The organism is Variovorax sp. TLI9-5A, from assembly GCF_056867935.1.
The window spans coordinates 3,179,005-3,199,502 of sequence record NZ_CP200310.1; the positions used below are offsets into that span (position 1 = coordinate 3,179,005).

Here is a 20,498-nt window from a genome sequence, read left to right on the forward strand (position 1 = left end):
CGTACATTCCGCAGGCATGAACTTCACCTTCAAGCAGCTGGAGGCCTTTCTCTTCAGTGCCAAGCTCCAGAGCTTCAGCGCCGCGGCGGTGAAGCTGCACACCACGCAGTCGGCCATCTCCAAGCGGCTGGCCGAGCTGGAGGATTCGCTGGGTGGCCCCTTGCTGCACCGCACCTCGCACGGCCTGGAGCTGGCCCACTCCGGCCGCGAACTGCTGCCGCTCGCGGAAGAGGCCATGCGCCTGTGGCAACGCATCGAGCACGACATCAGCCTCGACAAGACACTGCGCGGCACCTTCCGGGTGGGCGTGACGGAACTGATCGCGATGACCTGGCTCACGCGGCTGATCCAGCTGCTGCAGAAGCTGCATCCCGAGGTGACGCTGGAGCCGGTGGTCGACGCGGGGCTGACGCTCTTCGAGCGCCTGGAAGCCAACAAGCTCGACCTGACGATCATGCCGGGCACCTTCTGGGGACAGGCCTTCGAATCGATCAAGGTAGGGCAGGTCGACCAGGCCTGGATCGCGAGCCCGAGGCTGGGCATTCCGCAGCGGGCGCTGAAGCCGCACGAATTCGCCGACTACCCGGTGATCGAGCAGCCCGCCGGCGCCTCGAAGAACAGGTTCTACGAGGCCTGGCGCGCCGAGCACGGCTTCCGCTTCGGCAAGGTGCTGCTGACGAACAGCACGACCGTCTTGCGCGAACTGACGATCAGCGGCTTCGGCATCAGCCAGCAGGCGCTCGACTACGTGCGCCCGGACATCAGGAGTGGCCTGCTGCGCGTGGTCAGGAGCGATCCCATGCCGCCGCCGCTGGTCTACAGCGCGGTCTACCGGCGCGACAACGCCAGCCCCGCGCTGGCGCGCATCGTCGAGCTGGCCGTGAAGACCTGCGACTTCACCTTGCGGGCGAGCCAGCACGAGGTGGCGCCGGCCGGTCCTCAGCGGGGCTCGGGCTCGACCTTGCGGCAGCGCTCGGTGCGGCAGGTGGCGAAGAAGCCTGCGAGGAAGGCGAGAAGGTAGATTTTTCTCGTTTTTTCTTGTCGACACTTCAAAAATATACGCATTGAGTATATATTCGCGGTCCATGAACATGCCGCAACAGGTGCTCCTCCGCGACGCGATGCGTCAACTCAACATGACGCGCGACGCTTTCGCCGAGCGCATCGGCAGTCGCAGAAGGGCGCTCGACGCCTGGTTGCTGCCCGACGAATCCAACGAATTCAGGGCCATGCCCGAGGTCGCGCGACGCTTCGTCAGCGAAATCCTGACTTCGGACGGCCGGCGCAGTGAATATACGCAAAGCGCACATGAAGGGGCCCTGCGCAAGTCGATGGCCGTCGAGGGCTCGCTGCACCTGCTCTCGGTCAGCCAGTTCAACCGCGACGCCATCGACGAGCTGTTCCAGCTGGCCGACGTGATGCAGCCCATCGCGCGCCGCCGCAAGGTGAGCCGCGTGCTCGAAGGAGCGGTGCTGGCCAACCTGTTCTTCGAGGCCAGCACGCGCACCCGCGTGAGCTTCGGCGCCGCGTTCTGCCGGCTGGGCGGCTCGGTGTGCGACACCACCGGCTTCACTTTTTCGTCGATGGCCAAGGGCGAATCGATCTACGACACCAGCCGCGTGATCAGCGGATACGTCGACGCCATCGTGGTGCGGCATCCGGAGCGGGGCTCGGTGGCGGAGTTCGCGCGCGCCACCAACGTACCCGTCATCAACGGCGGCGACGGGCCGGGCGAGCACCCGAGCCAGGCGCTGCTCGACTTGTACACCATCCAGCGCGAGTTCTCGCGCCTGGGCAAGCTGGTCGACGGGGCTCACATCGCGATGGTCGGCGACCTGAAATACGGGCGCACCGTGCACTCGCTCATCAAGCTGCTGGCGCTGTACAAGGGCCTGAAGTTCACACTGATCTCGCCGCCTTCACTGGCCATGCCGACGGAGATCGTCGAGGCAGTGAGCCGCAACGGCCATGTGGTCGAAATCGCCGCCACCCCGGCGCAGGGCCTGGCCGGCGCGGACATCATCTACGCCACCCGCATCCAGAAGGAGCGCTTCGCGCATGACGAAGTGCTGGAAGGCTTCGACAACGCCTTCGAGATCAACCGCGCGCTCGTCGAATCGGCCTGCAAGCCCGAGGTGGTGGTGATGCATCCGCTGCCGCGAGACAGCCGCTCGGGCTCGCACGACCTCAGCGTCGACCTGAACAACGATCCGCGCCTGGCTATCTTCCGCCAGACCGACAACGGCATCCCGGTGCGCATGGCGATCTTCGCCACGCTGCTCGGCGTGGACAAGCTGGTGAGCCGCTCGATGCGCGACGCCGCGTGGACGCCGCCCTCGCACATAGGCCCGGACGACAGCATCTTCCACGGACTCGATTGACGGACCGGGCTTCCTCGTTTCGTCCCGTCAGGCGTGAGCGAGGACGTTGACCAGCTTGCCGAACGGATCGCGCACGTAGAAGCGGCGCACGCCCCACGGCTCGTCGACTGGCCCGTATTCGATGGCGAAGCCCGCGGCCTTCATGCGCTCGAAGGCCGTGTCCACGTCGTCCACCTCGATGGACAGCTCGGGCACCGGCGTGCCCGAACCGCCTTCCGAAGCGAAGCTCAGCTGCACCGTCATTCCGGCCTGCGAGCCGTAGGTCTGGATCCAGCCGTGGTCCATGAGCAGGTCGAGGCCGAGCACGTCCTTGTAGAAGACGGCGGCACGTGCGGGGTCGGAGGTCGCGAAGTTGGCGACCAGTCGCTTGACTTTCATGGCGCGGGTTTCCTGATGGTGAATGTCCGGGGTTGGCCATCGCGCTCGACGTGCAGCAGCTCGCCTTCGACGCGGATGCCGGTCCACCGCTCGATGCGCCCGTCGGAGTCGATGATTTCGACGGCGTCTTCGGACGTCACTCGGTAGCTGAACACCGGGGCGGCCAATGGGCCGTTTTTCTGGCCGATGGTGGCGGTCACGTGGCCTGCCGGGTGGAAGCGGTAGCTGCCGACGAGGGTGTCGGACACGAGGTCGAGGTACTTGTCGATGGGCAGGCGATGGCTGGGCATGGGGTTCGCGGGAGTTGAATGATGTTCGGGTACTTGCATCATCGCGCCGAAATAGTGCGCCGCACGTGCTCACGCGCACCTAAGCGAACTCTCACAGCACCCTAAGCAGACTCTCACCGGCCCATAAGTACCGCGTCCTAGAGTGAACCCATCGTCATCACTCAAGGAGACAACCATGAGAGTTCGAAACACTGTCCTGTGCATCGCGGCCGCACCTGCGCTGATGCTGGCCTCGCTCGCACACGCGGGCGGCCGTGCCGAGCCGGACTATCCGCAGATCTCGCATTCGACGCAGTCGCGCGACGCGGTGGCCGACGAGGCCATGCGCGCCAACAACGGCATTCATGCGACCGAGGTTGCCGAGTCGCAGCCGCAGCCGGGCGTGTCGGGCGCGGACCGTGCACAGGTGCAGGCCGAGGCGGTTCGCGCGAACAACAGCATGCATCCGACGGAGCTCATGGAATCGCAGGTGGCGCCGCCGGTGGCATCGGCGAACTTGCCTGCATCGTCGGTCGCCCACGCGACCGGTGAATAAGCTCACTCGCGCGTGAGCACGAAGCGCTTGCGGATGCCGCTCGCGGCCGAAGGCGCCACCCACAGGTCGAACTCGCCGGGCTCCACGGTCGGCTTCATATCGCGGCCGATGAAAGACAGGTCATCGGCCGTGAGCGTGAACTCGACCACTTCCGATGCGCCCGGCGCGATGGCCAGCTTGCGGAAGCCTTTGAGCTCGCGCACCGGCCGCGTCACGCTGGCGGCGCGCTCGGCGATGTAGAGCTGCACCACTTCCTCCGCGTCGCGCGTGCCGGTGTTGGTGACGGTCGCGCGCACGCGCAGCGTGCCCGACAGCGGCATGCGTTCGCTGCTCAGTTCCACGCTGTCGTAGCGCACCGGCGAAAAGCCGATGCCATGGCCGAAGGGGTAGAGCGCTTCGTTCGTCGCGTCGACATAGCGCGTCTTGAAGGCCGTGTCGGGCGCGTTCTCGGGCGACGGGCGGCCGGTTCGCTTGTGGCCGTAGTAGTAGGGCACCTGTCCGGCCGTCTGCGGAAAGCTCACGGGCAGCCGGCCCGAGGGATTGAAGTCGCCGAACACCACGTCCGCGATCGCGTTGCCGGTCTGCACGCCGAGGAACCACGTGACGAGGATGGCGCGCGCATTGCGCACCGCGCCCTTCAGCGCCATCGCGCGGCCGTTGCTCAGCAGCACGACCACCGGCTTGCCGGCGGCTGCCACGGCTTCGGCCAGGTCCTGCTGCGCCTGCGGCAGGCCGATGTCGCTGCGCGAGCGCGCCTCGCCCGACATTTTCTGGCTCTCGCCGATGGCCAGCAGCACCACGTCGGCATTGCGCGCGGCCGCTACCGCGGCGTCGATGCCGCCGGGCAGCGCCGACTCGATGCCCGAGCCGCGCACCACGTTCACCGACGAATTGGGCCCCAGCGCGTTGCGCAGGCCCTGGTCTATGCCCACCGGCGCCGACTGCCCGGGAAACAGGCTCCACGCGCCCATCAGGTCGATGGTGCCTTCGGCGAAGGGGCCGATCAGCGCGATCTTCGTGCCGGCCTTGGGCAGCGGCAGCAGCATTCGCTCGTTCTTCAGCATCACGATGGAGCGGCGCGCGCTCTCGCGGGCCAGCGTGATGAACTCCGGGTTCTCGGGGCGCTGCGAGGCGGGCAGCCCGTCGAGCCCGTGCATCGGGTCGTCGAACAGGCCCAGCTTCTGCTTGACGCGCAGCACGCGGCGCACGGCGTCGTCCAGCCGCGCCACCGGCACCTCACCAGAAGCGACGAGGTCGGGCAGGTAGCGCATGTAAAGGCCGCTCTGCATGCTCACGTCGGTGCCCGCCATGAAGGCCTGCTTGGCCGCCTCGCGCGGGTTGGCCGCGTAGCCGTGCTCCACGAGTTCCTCGTCGGCCGTGTAGTCGGAGACCACGAAGCCCCGGAATTTCCATTCGTCGCGCAGCACGCCCGTGAGCAGCGCCGGGTTGGCGGTGGAAGGCACGCCGCCGATCTCGTTGAAGGCGCTCATCACCGACAGCGCCCCCGCATCCAGCGCCGCGCGGAATGGCGGCAGGTACACCTCGCGCAGCGTGCGCTCGGAGATGTCGCTCACGTTGTAGTCCAGCCCGCCCTCGGCCGCGCCGTAGGCCGCGAAGTGCTTGGGCGTGGCCAGCATCGAGTCGGGCCGCGAGAGGTCGGTGCCCTGGAAGCCGCGCACCCGCGCAGCCGCGAACTGCTTCGCGAGGAAGACGTCCTCGCCCACGCCCTCGAGGCCGCGGCCCCAGCGCGCATCGCGTGCGATGTCGACCATCGGCGCGAAAGTCCAGCGAAAGCCGTCGGCCGTGGCCTCCACAGCCGCCGCGCGCGCCGTGCGCTCGGCCAGCGCGGGCTCCCAGCTCGAAGCCTCGGCCAGCGGCATCGGGAACATCGTGCGAAAGCCGTGGATCACGTCGGCGCCGAAGATCAGCGGAATGCCCAGCCGCGACTCCTTGATCGCGATCTGCTGCAGCCGCCGCTTGCCCTCGACGCCCGCGTTGTTGAAAAGGCCCGTGAGCCGTCCGGCGCGCACGTCCGCCGTTTCCTGCTGCGCATTGCGCCAGCCGGCCTGCGGGTTGTTGGGCGTGTCGATGTCGGCCGGGCCGTACAGGCTGAGCTGGCCGGCTTTTTCCTGCACCGTCATGCGGGAGATGAGGGCTTCGATGCGGGCGTCGGCGTCTTGCTGCGATTGCTGCTGCTGTTGTGGCTGCGGCGTGGCGGCCGTTGACGCATCGGGGGCGGCCGAGGCGGAGGGCAGAAGGAGCGCGAGGGAGAGGAGGGCGCAGGCGGGGGCGAGAGAGCGCGCCGGAGGGCGCGGGAATCGGACGTGCATGGCCTCCTATTCTGCAGGCATCGGGAGTCACCCCTTGGCGGTGGGTCTTGGCGCTGGTTGTTGCTGGATGTGACGCACTTCAGCGTCAGCTCAATGGCTTCTTCGTCGTTGAGCGAGGAAGCCTTGGCAGCGCTGATGCGGTCGGCCATGACCTTGTGCGCATCGTCACGGGCAGCTTCCTCTACGGCAGCATTGCTGGCCAGTGTGGGCGCGAGGCTGCGGCCGGGAGCGCACTTTCACAGCGTAACGGAGCATCGGTTTTCGCGTGATGGCGATGCTCCTTGTGGTCACATTCTCCATTTGAAGCCAAACAAACAGATACTCGTCAGAACTCCGAGACCCAATGCAACGAGGCCGATAGAAGTCATCGCCGCGAGGTACAGCACAAGGCGAACGATTTGCCCCCTGACACTGCTTGCCTTTGGAACACAAACCCAATAAATGAGTGCCGGCCAGACAATGAACAGTACCGCCAGCACCATGATTTGAAGCGCGTCGTGCGTGTCGTCAAGGAAGGCGAATGCACAGAAGGTCGCGAAGGCCCACCCTGCCACGTTCGCCAAGAGGCGAAGCCAGGGATTGGTGGTGCTCACACCGAGTCCATCCCCCGCAGAGTCTGGAACGGTCCACGCCGGAAAGACGCGGAATCTGCCATTGGCCGCCACAGCCCGTTGCTCGCGGAACCCACCGCATGCGCTGGTCCGACATGAGCGCGTACTGTGGGGAAAAAGGGCAATGCGCCCATCGCCCCTGCAGCCTGCAAGGCACGTCGGCGCGAAAGTGCCGTATTCATGCTGGTCTTCGTCATTGGTTGTTTTCTCCCCGATTCGGTTGTCTGGCGGCTTACTTGATCGCCACCGCGCTGGCTGGGGCGCCGGGCACGGCCACGCGAAACTTGAGGCCGTCGAGCAGCTTGTCCCACAGGGCGATGGCTTCCTGGTCGTTGAGCGAGGAGGCCGCCGCCGCGCCAACTCGGTCCGCAGCCACCTTGGTGGACATGGCCACATTGAGGTTGCCAGGGCGTGCCACGCTGCCGCCGTTCTCGCCGATGAACATCCACTCGAAATCGTGGAAACCCTCGGCGGCGCGCACCAGCGATTCCTCTCCGTTCCAGCCATGGACCTTCTTCTTTCCCTCGCGCAAGGTTGTGAGCTTGGGATAGCTTTTGCCGGCTTCGCGTTTGCGATCGGCGATGAGCTTCAGCAGGCCGTAGCTGTTGCTGGCGAAGTTGGTGTTGACGGTCTGGTTGCTCTCGACGCTGAACACCACGTCCGGCAGCGCGGCCATGTGCAGGCCTACCTGGGTGAGGACGTCGCCCTCGGCGCCATCGACTCGGGTGAAGCCGTATTCGTGGCACAAGCCCTGATCGGTGGGGACTTCGTCGGGTGAGCGCAGGCGCAGGCTGCCGGCGGTCTCCTCGATGTCCTTGAAGATCCGCTCGACGGTCATGTTCTGGCTCTTGGCAGTCGCGGTTCCGTCGATGAAGATGTGCGGACCCACGATGTAGTAGATGCGGAAGCCCTCCAGCTCGAGATCTTTGGCCGAGGCACTCTTGAACGAGCGAATCAACCAAGTATTGGGGACGGGGCCTTTGCCGATGTAGTTGATCTCCGCAGTGCCGTTGGCTGCCAGGATCTTTGCCCGTTCGGCCGCCAGTACTTTCTCGATGTCGTTGGCTTGGTCCGGCAGCGTCGGAAAGTCACGCCCGAACTCAAGCCGCGAGTCCGCCGGTACGGTCAGTACATAGCGTCCGAAGCACAGCAGCTTGGTGTGCTGGAACAACTGTTCAATACGTCTGTTCATGCAAGTAGTCCTCCCTCGTTGTCATGTCTTGCCGGGATAGTCCCATTCCTTTTTTGCCCACCATGCGGAGTCATGATCGGCGGCGATGCGCACGATGCTGTAGAGCGTGGCAGCGGTAGCGTTCGAGGCCTTGTAGCTGTCTTGGTGGTCGTAGCCTGTCTGCACGAACTTCAGCTTGGCGCGTACCTTGCTGGCACTCCGCTCGACAGGCACGGTGCCGTCGCTTGGCGTCATCGGGGGCTGCAGCTTGAGCTTGAGTACTTCACCGCCGTAGCCTTTCACCCGCAGCGTCCCCTGACCGTTGTCACCCTTGTTGCCGCGCAGCAGCGTCCACGTCAACGGATTTCCTGCTGCTGCCGGATCTCCATCGACGACCCTCCACACGAGTTCGTTCCACGCGGGCTGCCCGGGGTCGCTGCCGTAATGCGCGTAGGTGCGTTCGTGAAAAGTGTCCTTGATCGCGTCGGCGAAACGCATGGCTTCTCTGATCCGCTCCATCGTCGCCTCTGGACCGATCTGCTCCGATGTCTTGCCGCCTTTGTTGGGCGGCCTGTCGATCTGCTTTGCCGGGTCGATCCAATCCGGATTGATCAGCCGCCACCACTTGTCCCGATCCAACGTGTAGATCTCGCTTACCGCATCGCTCTGGGGCCACTTCGCAAGGAGCTTGCCGTTGTCGTCCTGCAGGTGCAGCCACTGCGTGCCATACGCGGCGGCAGGCAGCAGCTCAAGGCCGCCCTGTGCATTGGCGAGCACTGCCGTAACTTCCTCGCCGTTGTCGCCGAGCAAGCTTTGCGTGACGTTGCCTACGATGTTTGCCCCGACATCCCACCACGGGTGGTTGCTGGCCTCGAAGCCAGCTCGCATGCGCTTGTATGCCGCTGCCGCACCCGTGGTGGGCATCACCCCGTGCACGACGCCCAGTATCTTGTCCCTGATGTTCCCGTATTTCGGATGCATCATTGCCCGCGCCAGGATGCCGCCCATGCTGTGGGTGACGATGATGACGCCGGGGCAGTTGAAGCCGTTCTCGTTGTAGGTGTCGACCAGCAGGCGGATTTTCTCGGCCAGCAATGGAGCTTCCACACCATTGCTCCTGAGCCAGTTGTAGCCAAAGGCATGCACCGGATACCAGCATTCGCCGATCTTGCGTATGTCGTCCTCGCCCAGCGGCTGTGCTCCGTGAACACCGAAGCTCGAAGGCGCTCGTCCCACAAGCGCTTCGGGGTTGTTCTTGTCCAGCCACGCTGGCGAGATGACGTGCTTCTTGCCCTCGCGGCGCAGCATGTCGTTGAGCTGGCGCTCCATCAGTTGGAGGATGTCGCCGTAGGCGTTGAACATTACCTCGCTCCACCCCCGCGCACGGGCCTTCTGTGCGGCGGTGAAGCATTGCCGGTTCATCGCCAGCGGGTGTGTCGGATCGGCCTTCGGGTCGGTGATCAGCAGCTTGCTGACGTCGCCCAGATCGTCGGGCACGTTGTCGTGGCGCTTGTCGGAGCTGACGGTCAGGTCGCCCGTGGCGTCGAAGCGGTGGCTCCTCTTGCCCTCGACTTCTTCGTGAGTGACCTTGTAGCGGTCTACCTCCACGTAGTCCGGGTCCAGCCTCAGTTGGCGGGCCGCGGCGCTCGCATTGCGCCGCCAGTACGCATCGCCCCTCTTGTCGGGCCACCATGCAAGGTTGTTGATGCGCTTGAGCAGTGCTTGCCGTTCCCGGGACAGGCGCAGGTTGCTGCCCATGATGCCGGGAAGGAACACGATCGGAATGAGCTTGCCAGGCGGCACGCGCACCCGGATCTTTCTTCTGTCGTCGAGCGGCGTCGTCACTGCGGTGATTTCCGCGAAACCGTCCAGACCCAGGCTGAAGTCCAGCCACGCGTCTTCTTCTTCTCCTTGTACTGCCATTACGTGGCCCTCCTGAACCATTTGACTTTGTAGGCCTCGGGTCCGTCCGAGCGCTGCTGCTGCGTGGTGCCGTCGGCGCTGGTGATCTCGCCGGCTTGCTGGCCCGGTTCCGCTGTCTTGCCGGGCTCGCCATTGCGCACGAGCTCGAAGAGCTGCCTTGCCGCCGGCGTTTCCTTCTCATCGATGTGATGGAAGAGAACCTCCTGGTCGAACCGCGTCTGCACATCCCGGTTCATCTTGTCGGGCGTGCGACTGTCGGGCCCGATGAAGCTGTGCTTCGCCGCATGCGCCCGCCACGTTCCACGCGTGCCGTTGACGATCCCCGAAGCATTCCAGCAGGTGTAGCTCGACCCACCATTGATGACGACTTCCTCGACGGCCGTGATGGTGATCCGGTTCGCCTCCTGCCGGATGTCCATCTTCGCGAGCACGCTGATGCTGTTCTTCAGCGCCACGATGTCGATGTCCGCGTTGGCCGCCACCAGCTTCATGCCCGCCTTGTAGGCGAACATGCGCACCGCGTTCTTCGCGGAGACGAGGAAGCTCTTCGCCGTGGCGACGCTGGTGTGCCCGCCGCTGGTGAGCGCGTTGTGCCCGGCGCTCGCGAAGTGGCTGGAGCCCTGCGCCGTGGTCTGTATGCCGCAGGGGCTCGCGAGCGTGAGGTGCGGCTGGATGAACTCGGGGAACTCGCCTTGCGCGGTGTGGTTGCCCTTGCCCTGGATCGCGTCGTTCTGCTGCTTGAGTTCACCGGCGACCTCGTGCTGGTCGCCGCTGTCGTGGGCCTTGGCATCGAGCGCCAGCCGCGACATGCCTTCGTGCACCTCGCGCGCCTGCGTGAGCCGCGCGATGGTCTCGCCCATGTCGGTGATGTGCGCCTGCGCGTTGGGCCGGGGCTCGGTGCTCACCAGCAGGCCGCGTGCGGCGCGCAGTGCGCCGTGCCCGTCGGTGCGCAGCTCGAAGCCCTGGCCGCGGTCGTCCTTGCGGCCGGCGGTGTCCTCGATGCGGCCTATGTGCCCGAGGCTGAGGCTGCTGCACTGGTGGTCGCTCTTGAGCTGGGCCTGCACCTTGCTTGCGCTGTCGTCGAGGGCCAGGTGGTTTCCGCGCAGGCTGCCTCCGAGTTCGCGGCTGCGGATGCCCGTCAGGTGTGTCTGGTCGGGCAGCTTCCACGCCGGCATCTCGTCAGCGTTGTGAAAGCGGCCGACGACGATCGGGCGGTCGGGGTTGCCGTTGAGGAAATCGACGATCACTTCCTGCCCGATGCGGGGCAGCGCGGCCGTGCCGAACTGGGCTCCGGCCCAGCCGTGCGACACGCGCAGCCAGCAGGAGGAGTTCTCGTCGTGGCTTCCGATGCGGTCCCACTGGAACTGGACCTTGACGCGGCCGTATTGGTCGGCCCAGATTTCCTGGCCTGCGGGACCGACCACCATTGCAGTCTGCGGACCGCCGGTGCGAGGTTTCGGTGTGGTGCGCGGCGGGCGCCAGGCGAAGCTGGCGGGCTGCGCGTCGAAGGCGAAGCGCTGTATGGAGCCGCCCGGCGTGGCGGTCGTGCCTTCGGTGGCGCGCAGGTTCTCCTGCAGGTGGTAGGCCACGCCCAGCACGAGGTACTGGCGGTTCTGGTCGTCGCGCGGGTGATCGGCCAGCCGCAGGGTATGGCCCGGCGCCAGCGAACGCAGGTTGGAGCGCCCGCCGACGAGGCTGCGCGCGCTCAGCTGCTCCTCGTTGCGGATGCGCGCACAGGTGTCGCCGTCGCCGTTCAGCAGATAGTGGCCGGGCCACTCGAAGACTTCGTGGCTGTCGTTGTCGTGGCCCGGCGGCATCTGGCGCCGGCTTCTCAGGTCGGCCTTGGGCTTCTCGAAGTCGTAGTCGTCGGTGCAGTGGTGGCCGGAGCGCAGGTCTTCGGCCATCTCCCATGCGTAGATGCGTTCGGCCGGCTCCTCGCCGCCGGTCATGCCCGACTGCTCGTGCGGGTGGTAGCGCACGGTCTCGCCGCCGGGCAGCGGGCCGTGCGAGCTGGCGATGTCGTCCGCGAACACCAGCACGTGCTGCGCGGCCTCGTGGCGGAACCAGTAATGGATGCCCTCGTGCTCGCACAGGCGCGAGACGAAATCGAAGTCGCTCTCGCCGTACTGCACGCAGTAGTTCCACACCCGGTAGCTGCGCGTGAGCTTCTGCTCGAAGGGATGGCCGTAGCGGCCCAGCACCTCGGCCAGGATCTCGGGAACGCTGCGGTCCTGGAAGATCCTGTAGTCGTGCCGCCTCGTGGCCAGCCAGAACCAGGGGCGCAGCCTCATCGCGTAGAAGCACAGCCGCGCGTCTTCGCGCGCGAGGCCGAAGCGGGTGACGATGCCGGCGAGATGGCGTATGTCGCCGTGCTCGGTCTGCATCGACACCGTGGCCGTCCTGCCGAGGAGTGCCTTGGGGTCGATGGCGTTGCTGCGGCCCAGCAGGTCGACATCGAAGGCGTAGGCGCGGCTCAGCGCCTCGCGGCCGACCAGCCGGTGGAATTGCAGCGCCTCGCCGACGGGCGTGGCAATGGTGACGCGACGGCCGGCCAGGATGGGCTTGGTCACGGGATCCTCCCTGAATAGTCGATTGCTCGACCGAAATTAGTTTTTTCGGATTATTCGAGCGCGCGATTCGAGGGATATGACGAAGCGTGCAAAGCGCGGAAATGCGTGAAGAAATCCTCGCCGCAAGCGCGAGGCTCGGCCATTTAAATTCCGTAAGGAATAAATCGGGGCCGTTTCAGGCAACCCGGTTCAGCAGAGCTTCGCCGCGCACCCAGCGCCGCGGGTTGTCGGGAAAGATGCCGGCCACGCGCGCCTCGTTGCCGTCCGAATGGCCGGCGGTGTGGGGCGTGACGATGACGTCCGGCAGGTCCCGCAAGGGGGAGTCGGCGGGCAAAGGCTCGTGCGCGAACACGTCGAGATACGCGCCCGACAGAGCGCCGCCGCGGCGCGGCCCATGCTGCGAAGCTCCCAGACCTTGCCGGAGTTCCATCCACCGGTCATCGCGCAGGCGCGGTGACCGGTGCCGGGCGGCGCAGCAGCAGCCATCCGAAGAGCGGGGCGGTGATGTACATCACGACCGAGTAGATGGCCGCCGGCAGCGCCAGCTGGAAGCTGCCCAGCACGCTCACCGCGATGAAGATCGCCAGCGTGGAGTTGTGGATGCCGATCTCGTAGCTGATGGCAGTGGCCAGCGGCTTGTCGAGCCCGGCGGCGCGGCTCAGGTAGTAGCCCGCCAGCAGGCTCAGCAGGTTGAACAGCAGCACCGGCACGCCGATCTGCGCGAAGGTGGTCGTGATGGTCTTCCATTCGTTGGCGATGGCCAGCACCGTCACCACCGCGAGCACCACGCCGCTGAAGATCTTGGTGGGTTTTTCCATGCGCGCGGCGAAGCCGGGCCGGCGCGAGGCCACGAACATGCCGAGTGCTACCGGCACCAGCACGATGGCGATGACTTCCACCAGCTTGCGCGTTTGCAGCGGCACCACCTGGCCGCCCTGCGCGAAATGGCCGATGGCCCAGTTCGCGATGAGCGGCAGCGTGACGATGGAAAGCAGCGTGTTCACGGCGGTGAGCGAGATGTTCATCGCCACGTTGCCGCCGAACAGGTGCGAGAACAGGTTGGCCGAGATGCCGCCCGGCGAGGCCGCCAGCAGCATCAGCCCGACCGCGAACACCGGCGGCAGGCCGAAGCCCACGATGATCGCGTAGCAGGCCAGCGGCAGCCCGATCACCTGCAGCGCGAGCGCGATGGCCACGGCCTTGGGGTGTTTGAAGAGCCTTTTGAAGTCGGCGAGCGAAAGCGAAAGGCCGAGCCCGAACATGACCAGCGCGAGCGCGCCGAACAGGAAGCGGGTGACGATGACGGTACTGTCCATGGGGTTTGTCTCCTCGTTGGTTCTTGCTTTTCTTGTAGTTGTTGTAGTGCGGGCGATAAAAGGGCACTAAAAAAATGGCCGCCAACACCTGTCGCGCAGGCGCTGGCAGCCGTGGAAACCGGGAGCGACGAAGCTCTTACTGCTTGTAGCTGTCGTCGATGCGGTCGAGCTTGCGGATGAGCGATGGCCAGACGAACTGCCCGCCCATGCCGCCGGTCTGCACCTTCATGGCCTGGCCCACGCCTTCCACGATGCGCGGGTCCACGTGAGTGAGTTCGCCGCCGCCCGACTGCGCCGCGATCTGGATCTGGCAGGTGGCCTCGAAGGTGTACATCGAAAGAAAGGCGTCGGCAATGGTCTTGCCGCAGGTCAGCAGGCCGTGGTTGCGCAGCATGAGGAAGTTGGCGCTGCCCATGTCGGCCTGCAGGCGCGGCTTCTCGTCGTCGCGGAAGGCCACGCCCTCGTAGTCGTGATAGGCCAGCGAGGCCAGCACGAAGGTCGACTGCTGGCTGATGGGCAGCACGCCGTTCTTCTGCGCGCTGACGGCGATGCCGGCGCGGGTGTGGGTGTGCAGCACGCACTGGATGTCTTCGCGCGCCGCATGCACCGCGCTGTGGATCACGAAGCCCGCCGGGTTCACGGGGTAGGGCGAGTCGATGATCTTGTTGCACTGCTGGTCGACCTTCACCAGGCTCGACGCGGTGATCTCGTCGAACATCAGGCCATAGGGGTTGATCAGGAAGTGGTGCTCGGGGCCGGGAATGCGCGCGCTGATGTGCGTGAAGACCAGGTCGCTCCAGCCGTGCAGCGCCACGAGGCGGTAGCAGGCGGCGAGGTCGACGCGAAGCTGCCACTCCTCGGCGGAAACGAGCTTCTGGATTTCGGGTTGGGCGAAGGCGTTCATGGGGTGGTGTCCTGTGTAGCTGGTTCAGGCGGCCGCGGGCTCGGTCAGCGCGGCCTTGTAGATGCTCTGCTTCGGCTGCGCCATCACGCGGCGCAGCATCGGCTCGAACTCGCTGATGGGCAGCGTCTCGGCCTTGGGGTCGAAGGCGGGGTTGTCGTAGAGCGCGCAGAACTCGGCCGTGCGCTCGTAGTGCGGATGGCCCTTGAAGTTGTCGCGCATGTCGCGGTCCAGGCCGATGTGGTGGAAGAAGTAGTGACCCTGGAAGATGCCGTGGTTCTGCACCATCCAGTGGTTGGCCTCGCTCACGAAGGGCTTGAGGATGGCGGCGGCGATGTCGGGGTGGTTGAAGCTGCCGAGCGTGTCGCCGATGTCGTGCAGCAGGGCGCACACCACGTATTCCTCGTCGCGGCCGTCGCGCAGCGCGCGGGTGGCGGTCTGCAGCGAGTGGGTGTAGCGGTCGACCGGGAAGCCGCCGTAGTCGCCTTCGAGGATCTGCAGGTGCTTGATCACGCGTGCGGGCAGGCCGCCCGCGAACTGCATGAATTCGCCACCGATCAGCTGCCAGTCTTCTCGCGTGCTTTCCTGCATGCTCTTGAAACTTGCGCGTGCGTTCATCGCCGGGGTCTCCGTTCTTGTCTCTTGTGGGGAGCTGGCCACTGTATGCCTGCGCTTGACCATGAACTGTCAAGAATTTGACAATGCGGGGTTCTGGTAAACCCCCGTCCCACCGTCATTCCCCAGTCATGGCTGCTTCCCCGAAACCGCGCCTTTCCGCAGCCCACCGCACCGCGCTGGAAGGCAACCCCTGGTTCCTGAGCATGCCGCGCGCACAGCGCGATGCGCTGGTGGGCGCGGCAGAGCTGCATCACGTGCGGCGCGGCGCGATGGTGTTCCGCCAGGGCGATCCGATCCACGCCACGGACGGCGGCTTCTACGGGCTGGTGGCAGGCACCATCAAGATTTCCTCGCTGCGCCAGGACGGGCGCGAAGCCATCCTCGCGGTGCTGGAGCCGGGCAACTGGTTCGGCGAGATCACGCTGATCGACGGCTCTCCGCGCACCCACGACGCCACCGCGCTGGGGGCGCTCGACCTGCTGGTGGTGCCACCCGCGGCCTTCGTGCAGCTGATGCGCGACGTGGTGTTCTCCAACGCCATCGCCGCGATGCTGGCCGCGCGCGTTCGCATGCTCTACGGCCTGGCCGAAGACGCCACGCTGCGCAGCCTGCGTGCGCGCGTGGCGCACCGGCTGCTGGTGCTGGCGCGAGGCGACGCCACGCAGTCGCTGCTGCTGCGCCACGAGCTGCAGCTGCCGCAGGAAGCGCTGGCGATGATGCTCGGCGTGACGCGCCAGACGCTGTCGAAGGAGCTCAATGCGCTGGCGTCCGAAGGTGTGCTTTCGCTGGGCTACGGGCGCATCGAACTGCGTTCGCTCGACGCGCTGCGCGCGCTCGTGAGCACCGGCTAGGAGGGCAGGCGGCCGCCTACCTCAGAACCCGGCCGTCGGCCGAGATGCTGATCAGGTCGATGTTGCGCACGCTGTCGCGCAGGCCCGGGCGCAGGTTGATGCGAAAGCCCCCCACGTCGTAGTCCGTCATGCCCGACATCACGCGCATGAGGCTCGCGGTGTTCAGCCCCCGGCCGGCGCGCTTCACCGCCTCGCCGGCGGCCTTGGCCGCGATGAAGCCCTCGAGGCCCTCGTAAGACGGGTTCTGGTCGGAGTTGTCCACGGCCGCGAGGTATTCCTTGACGATGGGAATGGCCGAGGGGCGGGGCGAGGGCACCACCTGCGAGATCACGATGCCGCCGATGTCCTTGCCGAGCGTGGCGTAGAGCGGGTCGATGCCGACGATGGAAAAGGCCATGAAGCTGCCCGCGTAGCCGCTCTTGCGCAGCTTGCGGATGGCGTTGGCCGTGGTGCCAGAGAGCGACACCAGTACGATGGCCTGGGGCGACTGCTTCTGCACTTCCTTCAGCGCCGCGTCGAGCTTGTCGCCCGTGGCCGGCACCAATGCGGTCGCGACCAGCGGCGTGAGCCTGAGCTCGGTGATCGCCTGCTCCACGGCCGCGAGGCCGGCGCGGCCCATGGCGTCGTCGTCGCCCACCAGCGCCACGCGCGTCTGCCCCACGGTGGCGCACTGCTTCACGATCTTCAGGGCCTCGTCGATCATGCCGGGGCGCACATGGAACACGTTCTGGTGCTCGGCGCCGCGCAGCGTGTCGGAGGCCGCGAAGGGGGCGAACAGCAGGCTGCCCTGCTGCGTGGCGACATTCGCGCCGGCCTCGCTGCTGGCCGTGCCGACGAAGCCGAAGAGCATGTCGGCCTTGTCGGTGGTGAGAAGGGTGCGTGCGTTGGCGGCGGCACGCGCTGCGTCGTAGCCGTCATCGAGCTGCAGCAGCTTGAGCTGCAGGCCGCTGGCGGCGTTGCGGTCGTTGAAGGCGCTGACCGCGAGGCGGCTGCCGGCGGCGAAGGCGGTGCCGATCTCGGAGGCTCCGCCGGTCAGCGGCACCGATTGCCCCAGCAGCACGACGCGCGTTCCGCCGGCCGCTGCCGCAGTCCGCGCGGTCTGCGCCATGACGGGGTGGGCCATGCCGATGCCGCTTCCCAGCACCAGCGCGCCTGCCTTGCTCAACCATTCCCTGCGTGATGTGTTCATCGGACACCTTCTTTCACATTAGTAAAAAAGTGTAGCAATTTCGGGGCCAGGGTGGAAGGCGGGCTGACGAGGAGGAGGGTTTTGGCTCAGCCTCCCTTGACGTAGCTGGCGAGGTGCTTGCCGGTCAGCGTGGCGCGCCTGGCGACGAGATCGGCGGGCGTGCCCTCGAAGACGACCCGGCCGCCGTCGTGCCCCGCGCCGGGGCCGAGGTCGATGAGCCAGTCGGCATGCGCCATCACGGCCTGGTGGTGCTCGACCACGATGACCGACTTGCCCGAATCCACGAGCCGGTCGAGCAGTCCCAGCAGCTGCGCCACGTCGGCCAGGTGCAGGCCGGCGGTGGGCTCGTCGAGCACGTAGATGTCGCCCTTCTCCGCCATCTGCGTGGCCAGCTTGAGCCGCTGCCGCTCGCCGCCCGAGAGCGTGGTGAGCGGCTGCCCGAGCCGCAAGTAGCCCAGCCCCACGTCGGCCAGCCGCTGCAGGATGGCGTGCGCGGCCGGCGTGCGCGCCTTGCCCTCGCCGAAGAAGGCCGAGGCTTCGTCCACCGGCATCGCCAGCACCTCGCTGATGTCACGCCCGCCGAAGCGGTATTCCAGCACCGAGGCCTGGAAGCGCTTGCCACCGCATTCCTCGCAGGTGGTGGCCACGCCGGCCATCATTGCGAGGTCGGTGTAGATCACGCCCGCGCCGTTGCAGGTGGGGCAGGCGCCTTCGGAGTTTGCGCTGAAGAGCGCCGGCTTCACGCCGTTGGCCTTCGCGAAGGCGTTGCGAATGGGGTCGAGCAATCCGGTGTAGGTCGCCGGGTTGCTGCGCCGCGAACCGCGGATCGCGCCCTGGTCGATGCTCACCACGCCCGCGCCGGCCGGGATCGAGCCGTGCACCAGCGAGCTCTTGCCGGAGCCCGCGACGCCGGTGATGACGGCCAGCACGCCGAGCGGTATGTCGACGTCCACGTCGCGCAGGTTGTGCGACTTGGCGCCGCGTATCTCCAGCTTGCCGGTCGGCTTGCGCACCTTCTTCCTGAGCGAGGCCCGGTCGTCCAGGTGGCGGCCGGTGACCGTGCCGCTGCCGCGCAGCCCCTCGACGCTGCCTTCGAAGCACACGCTGCCGCCGGCCGAGCCCGCGCCCGGGCCGAGGTCGACGACGTGGTCGGCAATGGCGATGACCTCCGGCTTGTGCTCCACCACCAGCACCGTGTTGCCCTTGTCGCGCAGCCGCAGCAGCAGCTCGTTCATGCGCTGGATGTCGTGCGGGTGCAGGCCGGTGGTGGGCTCGTCGAACACGTAGGTCACGTCGGTGAGCGAGGAGCCGAGGTGGCGGATCATCTTCGTGCGCTGCGCCTCGCCGCCCGAGAGCGTGCCCGAGGGCCGGTCGAGCGAGAGATAGCCAAGGCCAATCTCCACGAAGGAATCGAGGCTGGCCGCCAGCGCCGTGAGCAGCGGCGCCACCGAGGGCTCCTTCAGGCCGCGCACCCACGCGGCGAGGTCGCTGATCTGCATCGCGCAGGCGTCGGCGATGTTGACGCCCTTGATCTTCGATGAGCGCGCGGGCGCGGCGAGCCGCGTGCCGTCGCATTCGGGGCAGGTGGAGAAGGTCACCACGCGCTCCACGAAGGTGCGCACGTGCGGCTGCATCGCCTCCACGTCCTTCGAGAGAAAGGACTTCTGGATCGTCGGGATCAGCCCCGCGTAGGTGAGGTTGATGCCGTCGACCTTGATCTTGGTCGGCTCCCTGTAGAGCAGGTCGTGCAGCTCGTTCTTGGTGAACTTGCGGATCGGCTTGTCGGCGTCGAAGAAACCGCAGCCCCGGAAGATGCGGCCGTACCAGCCTTCCATGCTGTAGCCGGGAATGGTGAGCGCGCCTTCGTTGAGCGACCTGGCGTCGTCGTAGAGCTGCGAGAGGTCGAAGTCGGTGACGGCGCCGCGGCCTTCGCAGCGCGGGCACATGCCGCCGATGCGGTTGAAGGTTTCCTTCACCGTTTTCGTCTTCGAGCCGCGCTCGACGGTGATCGCACCGGCCGCGCTGACCGAAGGTACGTTGAAGGCGAACGCACCCGGCGGCCCGATGTGCGGCTTGCCCAGGCGGCTGAAGAGAATGCGCAGCATCGCGTTGGCGTCGGTGACCGTGCCCACGGTGGAGCGCGGGTCGGCACCCAGGCGCTGCTGGTCGACGATGATCGCGGTGGTCAGCCCGTCGAGCACGTCGACGTCCGGCCGCGCCAGCGTGGGCATGAAGCCCTGCACGAAGGCGCTGTAGGTCTCGTTGATGAGCCGCTGCGACTCGGCTGCGATGGTGCCGAACACCAGCGAGCTCTTGCCCGAGCCCGAGACGCCGGTGAACACCGTCAGCCTGCGCTTCGGGATCTCGATGCTGATGTCCTTCAGGTTGTTCTCGCGCGCGCCGTGCACGCGGATCATGTCATGGCTGTCGGCGGCGTGCTGCGTGGACGGCGCCGCCTTCGCGGTCGTTTTGGGGGGCGTTTTCTTCGCGGGCTTGGTGCTCATCGGCTCGCCTCTGCGCCTCAGCCCTGCTGCTGGATGCGGATCAGGCTGCCCGCGGGGTCGCGCACCGCGCAGTCGCGCACGCCGTATGGCTGGTCGGTCGGCTCCTGGACGATCTCTGTGTCGCTGGCCTGCAGCTTCGCGAAGGTGCCTTCGAGATCGGGCGTGGCCAGCAGGATGGCGGCGTAGGTGCCCTTGGCCATCATCTCGGCGATGGTGCGGCGCTCCTCGTCGGTGATGCCGGGATAGGCGGCTGGCGGCGCGAGCACGATGGAGACGGCGGGCTGGCCCCTGGGGCCGACGGTGATCCAGCGCATGCCGCCATATCCCACGTCATTGCGGACCTCGAAGCCGAGCAGGTCGCGGTAGAAGGCGAGCGACGCCTCGGGGTCGTTGTGCGGCAGGAAACTCGCGTGGATGCTGATGTTCATCGTCGTCGCTCCGGTCGGTTGTTGTCGAGGAGCGCCCAGTCTAGATGCGGCTAGGCAGCCGGCGCTTCTCGATTCCTGATCGGTCGCGTGACCTGCTTCTCCACGCAGGACGGCATGCCCCCGGTCTGCTGCGCGGCCTCGCGCTTGTAGGTGCTGGGCGGTACGCCCACCAGTTCGGTGAAGCGGGTGCTGAAGGTGCCCAGCGACGAGCAGCCGACCTCGAAGCAGACCTCGGTGACGCTGAGGTCGCCCCGGCGCAGCAGCGCCATCGCGCGCTCGATGCGCCGCGTCATCAGGTAGGAATAGGGCGCCTCGCCGTACGCGAGCTTGAACTGGCGGCTGAGGTGGCCCGCCGACATGTGCACGCCGAAGGCGAGCGCCTCGACGTCCAGCGGCTGCGCATATTCGCGGTCGATGCGGTCGCGAACGCGGCGAAGCCGGGCGAGGTCGCGCAGGTGCAGTTGCTCCGCGTCGGTCTTGTTGCTGCTGGTCATCCGCGGGA

Annotated in this window: 18 protein-coding genes and 1 pseudogene; 4 read left to right on the top strand and 15 right to left on the bottom strand. The window is 66.7% G+C overall.

Annotation, left to right across the window (positions count from 1 at the left end; genetic code table 11):
- Positions 1–16 precede the first annotated feature (16 nt).
- Together AC1VNX_RS15060 and AC1VNX_RS15065 are read left to right on the top strand one after the other, a co-directional pair.
- Positions 17–1,021, top strand: a complete 1,005-nt coding sequence (locus tag AC1VNX_RS15060) for a LysR family transcriptional regulator (RefSeq protein ID WP_483157418.1) — start codon at positions 17–19, stop codon at positions 1,019–1,021.
- Positions 1,022–1,085: 64 nt separating this feature from the next.
- Entirely contained in the window at positions 1,086–2,381 is a 1,296-nt protein-coding gene (locus AC1VNX_RS15065; protein WP_483157419.1) for an aspartate carbamoyltransferase, read from the top strand.
- Between the two features lie 27 nt (positions 2,382–2,408).
- Here the strand turns inward: AC1VNX_RS15065 and AC1VNX_RS15070 are convergent, their stop codons facing one another.
- Both AC1VNX_RS15070 and AC1VNX_RS15075 read right to left on the bottom strand, forming a co-directional pair.
- The gene (locus AC1VNX_RS15070) at positions 2,409–2,759 is read right to left on the bottom strand and encodes a VOC family protein (RefSeq protein WP_483157420.1); all 351 of its coding nucleotides are present in this window, start codon (positions 2,757–2,759) and stop codon (positions 2,409–2,411) included.
- Positions 2,756–3,049, bottom strand: a complete 294-nt coding sequence (locus AC1VNX_RS15075; protein ID WP_483157421.1) for a hypothetical protein — start codon at positions 3,047–3,049, stop codon at positions 2,756–2,758. Before AC1VNX_RS15075 ends, AC1VNX_RS15070 begins: the two co-directional genes overlap by 4 nt.
- 175 nt (positions 3,050–3,224) lie before the next feature.
- On the opposite strand from AC1VNX_RS15075, the gene AC1VNX_RS15080 reads away from it, so the two are divergent.
- The gene (locus tag AC1VNX_RS15080; protein WP_483157422.1) at positions 3,225–3,584 is read left to right on the top strand and encodes a hypothetical protein; all 360 of its coding nucleotides are present in this window, start codon (positions 3,225–3,227) and stop codon (positions 3,582–3,584) included.
- Between the two features lie 2 nt (positions 3,585–3,586).
- Here AC1VNX_RS15080 and AC1VNX_RS15085 read toward each other — a convergent pair whose 3' ends face one another.
- From AC1VNX_RS15085 to AC1VNX_RS15125, 9 genes and pseudogenes are all read right to left on the bottom strand, one after another.
- Positions 3,587–5,914 carry a glycoside hydrolase family 3 N-terminal domain-containing protein gene (locus tag AC1VNX_RS15085; protein ID WP_483157423.1) on the bottom strand — a complete coding sequence of 776 codons (2,328 nt, stop codon included), beginning with the start codon at positions 5,912–5,914 and terminating at the stop codon, positions 3,587–3,589.
- Between the two features lie 287 nt (positions 5,915–6,201).
- Positions 6,202–6,507 carry a hypothetical protein gene (locus AC1VNX_RS15090; RefSeq protein ID WP_483157424.1) on the bottom strand — a complete coding sequence of 102 codons (306 nt, stop codon included), beginning with the start codon at positions 6,505–6,507 and terminating at the stop codon, positions 6,202–6,204.
- Between the two features lie 250 nt (positions 6,508–6,757).
- Positions 6,758–7,696, bottom strand: a complete 939-nt coding sequence (locus tag AC1VNX_RS15095) for a T6SS immunity protein Tli4 family protein (protein ID WP_483157425.1) — start codon at positions 7,694–7,696, stop codon at positions 6,758–6,760.
- 42 nt (positions 7,697–7,738) lie between these two features.
- Entirely contained in the window at positions 7,739–9,619 is a 1,881-nt protein-coding gene (locus AC1VNX_RS15100; protein ID WP_483157426.1) for an esterase/lipase family protein, read from the bottom strand.
- On the bottom strand, positions 9,619–12,189 hold the full coding sequence (locus tag AC1VNX_RS15105) for a type VI secretion system Vgr family protein (RefSeq protein ID WP_483157427.1): 2,571 nt from the start codon (positions 12,187–12,189) through the stop codon (positions 9,619–9,621). Before AC1VNX_RS15105 ends, AC1VNX_RS15100 begins: the two co-directional genes overlap by 1 nt.
- A gap of 175 nt (positions 12,190–12,364) precedes the next feature.
- Positions 12,365–12,568 (bottom strand): annotated as a pseudogene (locus AC1VNX_RS15110) (NAD(P)-dependent oxidoreductase); the annotation flags it as partial.
- 58 nt (positions 12,569–12,626) lie between these two features.
- Entirely contained in the window at positions 12,627–13,505 is an 879-nt protein-coding gene (locus AC1VNX_RS15115; RefSeq protein ID WP_483157428.1) for a bile acid:sodium symporter family protein, read from the bottom strand.
- Between the two features lie 136 nt (positions 13,506–13,641).
- Complete coding sequence (locus AC1VNX_RS15120; RefSeq protein ID WP_483157429.1) at positions 13,642–14,409, bottom strand: class II aldolase/adducin family protein; 768 nt, start codon at positions 14,407–14,409, stop codon at positions 13,642–13,644.
- Between the two features lie 24 nt (positions 14,410–14,433).
- Complete coding sequence (locus AC1VNX_RS15125; protein WP_125952939.1) at positions 14,434–15,024, bottom strand: HD domain-containing protein; 591 nt, start codon at positions 15,022–15,024, stop codon at positions 14,434–14,436.
- A 128-nt stretch (positions 15,025–15,152) separates the two neighbouring features.
- Here AC1VNX_RS15125 and AC1VNX_RS15130 point away from each other — a divergent pair, with 128 nt between their 5' ends.
- Positions 15,153–15,875: a Crp/Fnr family transcriptional regulator gene (locus AC1VNX_RS15130; RefSeq protein WP_483157430.1), complete on the top strand. Its 723-nt coding sequence runs from the start codon at positions 15,153–15,155 to the stop codon at positions 15,873–15,875.
- 16 nt (positions 15,876–15,891) lie between these two features.
- On the opposite strand, the gene AC1VNX_RS15135 is transcribed toward AC1VNX_RS15130, so the two are convergent.
- The 4 genes from AC1VNX_RS15135 to AC1VNX_RS15150 all read right to left on the bottom strand — a co-directional run bounded on the left by AC1VNX_RS15135 (position 15,892) and on the right by AC1VNX_RS15150 (position 20,490).
- Positions 15,892–17,064, bottom strand: coding sequence for an ABC transporter substrate-binding protein (locus tag AC1VNX_RS15135; RefSeq protein ID WP_483157431.1), 1,173 nt, complete (start codon positions 17,062–17,064; stop codon positions 15,892–15,894).
- 86 nt (positions 17,065–17,150) lie between these two features.
- A complete protein-coding gene (locus AC1VNX_RS15140; RefSeq protein ID WP_483157432.1) occupies positions 17,151–19,568 on the bottom strand; it encodes an ATP-binding cassette domain-containing protein in 2,418 nt (805 codons plus the stop codon).
- A gap of 17 nt (positions 19,569–19,585) precedes the next feature.
- On the bottom strand, positions 19,586–19,996 hold the full coding sequence (locus tag AC1VNX_RS15145; RefSeq protein ID WP_483157433.1) for a VOC family protein: 411 nt from the start codon (positions 19,994–19,996) through the stop codon (positions 19,586–19,588).
- Between the two features lie 50 nt (positions 19,997–20,046).
- Complete coding sequence (locus AC1VNX_RS15150) at positions 20,047–20,490, bottom strand: helix-turn-helix transcriptional regulator (RefSeq protein WP_483157434.1); 444 nt, start codon at positions 20,488–20,490, stop codon at positions 20,047–20,049.
- Between the last annotated feature and the right edge of the window lie 8 nt (positions 20,491–20,498).

Coding starts and splice junctions, on each gene's coding strand:
- AC1VNX_RS15140 (WP_483157432.1), bottom strand. CDS start 19,568: ATGAGCACCAAGCCCGCGAAGAAAACGCCCCCCAAAACGACCGCGAAG.
- AC1VNX_RS15100 (WP_483157426.1), bottom strand. CDS start 9,619: ATGGCAGTACAAGGAGAAGAAGAAGACGCGTGGCTGGACTTCAGCCTG.
- AC1VNX_RS15080 (WP_483157422.1), top strand. CDS start 3,225: ATGAGAGTTCGAAACACTGTCCTGTGCATCGCGGCCGCACCTGCGCTG.
- AC1VNX_RS15065 (WP_483157419.1), top strand. CDS start 1,086: ATGAACATGCCGCAACAGGTGCTCCTCCGCGACGCGATGCGTCAACTC.
- AC1VNX_RS15085 (WP_483157423.1), bottom strand. CDS start 5,914: ATGCACGTCCGATTCCCGCGCCCTCCGGCGCGCTCTCTCGCCCCCGCC.
- AC1VNX_RS15125 (WP_125952939.1), bottom strand. CDS start 15,024: ATGAACGCACGCGCAAGTTTCAAGAGCATGCAGGAAAGCACGCGAGAA.
- AC1VNX_RS15135 (WP_483157431.1), bottom strand. CDS start 17,064: ATGAACACATCACGCAGGGAATGGTTGAGCAAGGCAGGCGCGCTGGTG.
- AC1VNX_RS15070 (WP_483157420.1), bottom strand. CDS start 2,759: ATGAAAGTCAAGCGACTGGTCGCCAACTTCGCGACCTCCGACCCCGCA.
- AC1VNX_RS15145 (WP_483157433.1), bottom strand. CDS start 19,996: ATGAACATCAGCATCCACGCGAGTTTCCTGCCGCACAACGACCCCGAG.
- AC1VNX_RS15130 (WP_483157430.1), top strand. CDS start 15,153: ATGGCTGCTTCCCCGAAACCGCGCCTTTCCGCAGCCCACCGCACCGCG.
- AC1VNX_RS15120 (WP_483157429.1), bottom strand. CDS start 14,409: ATGAACGCCTTCGCCCAACCCGAAATCCAGAAGCTCGTTTCCGCCGAG.
- AC1VNX_RS15115 (WP_483157428.1), bottom strand. CDS start 13,505: ATGGACAGTACCGTCATCGTCACCCGCTTCCTGTTCGGCGCGCTCGCG.
- AC1VNX_RS15150 (WP_483157434.1), bottom strand. CDS start 20,490: ATGACCAGCAGCAACAAGACCGACGCGGAGCAACTGCACCTGCGCGAC.
- AC1VNX_RS15075 (WP_483157421.1), bottom strand. CDS start 3,049: ATGCCCAGCCATCGCCTGCCCATCGACAAGTACCTCGACCTCGTGTCC.
- AC1VNX_RS15060 (WP_483157418.1), top strand. CDS start 17: ATGAACTTCACCTTCAAGCAGCTGGAGGCCTTTCTCTTCAGTGCCAAG.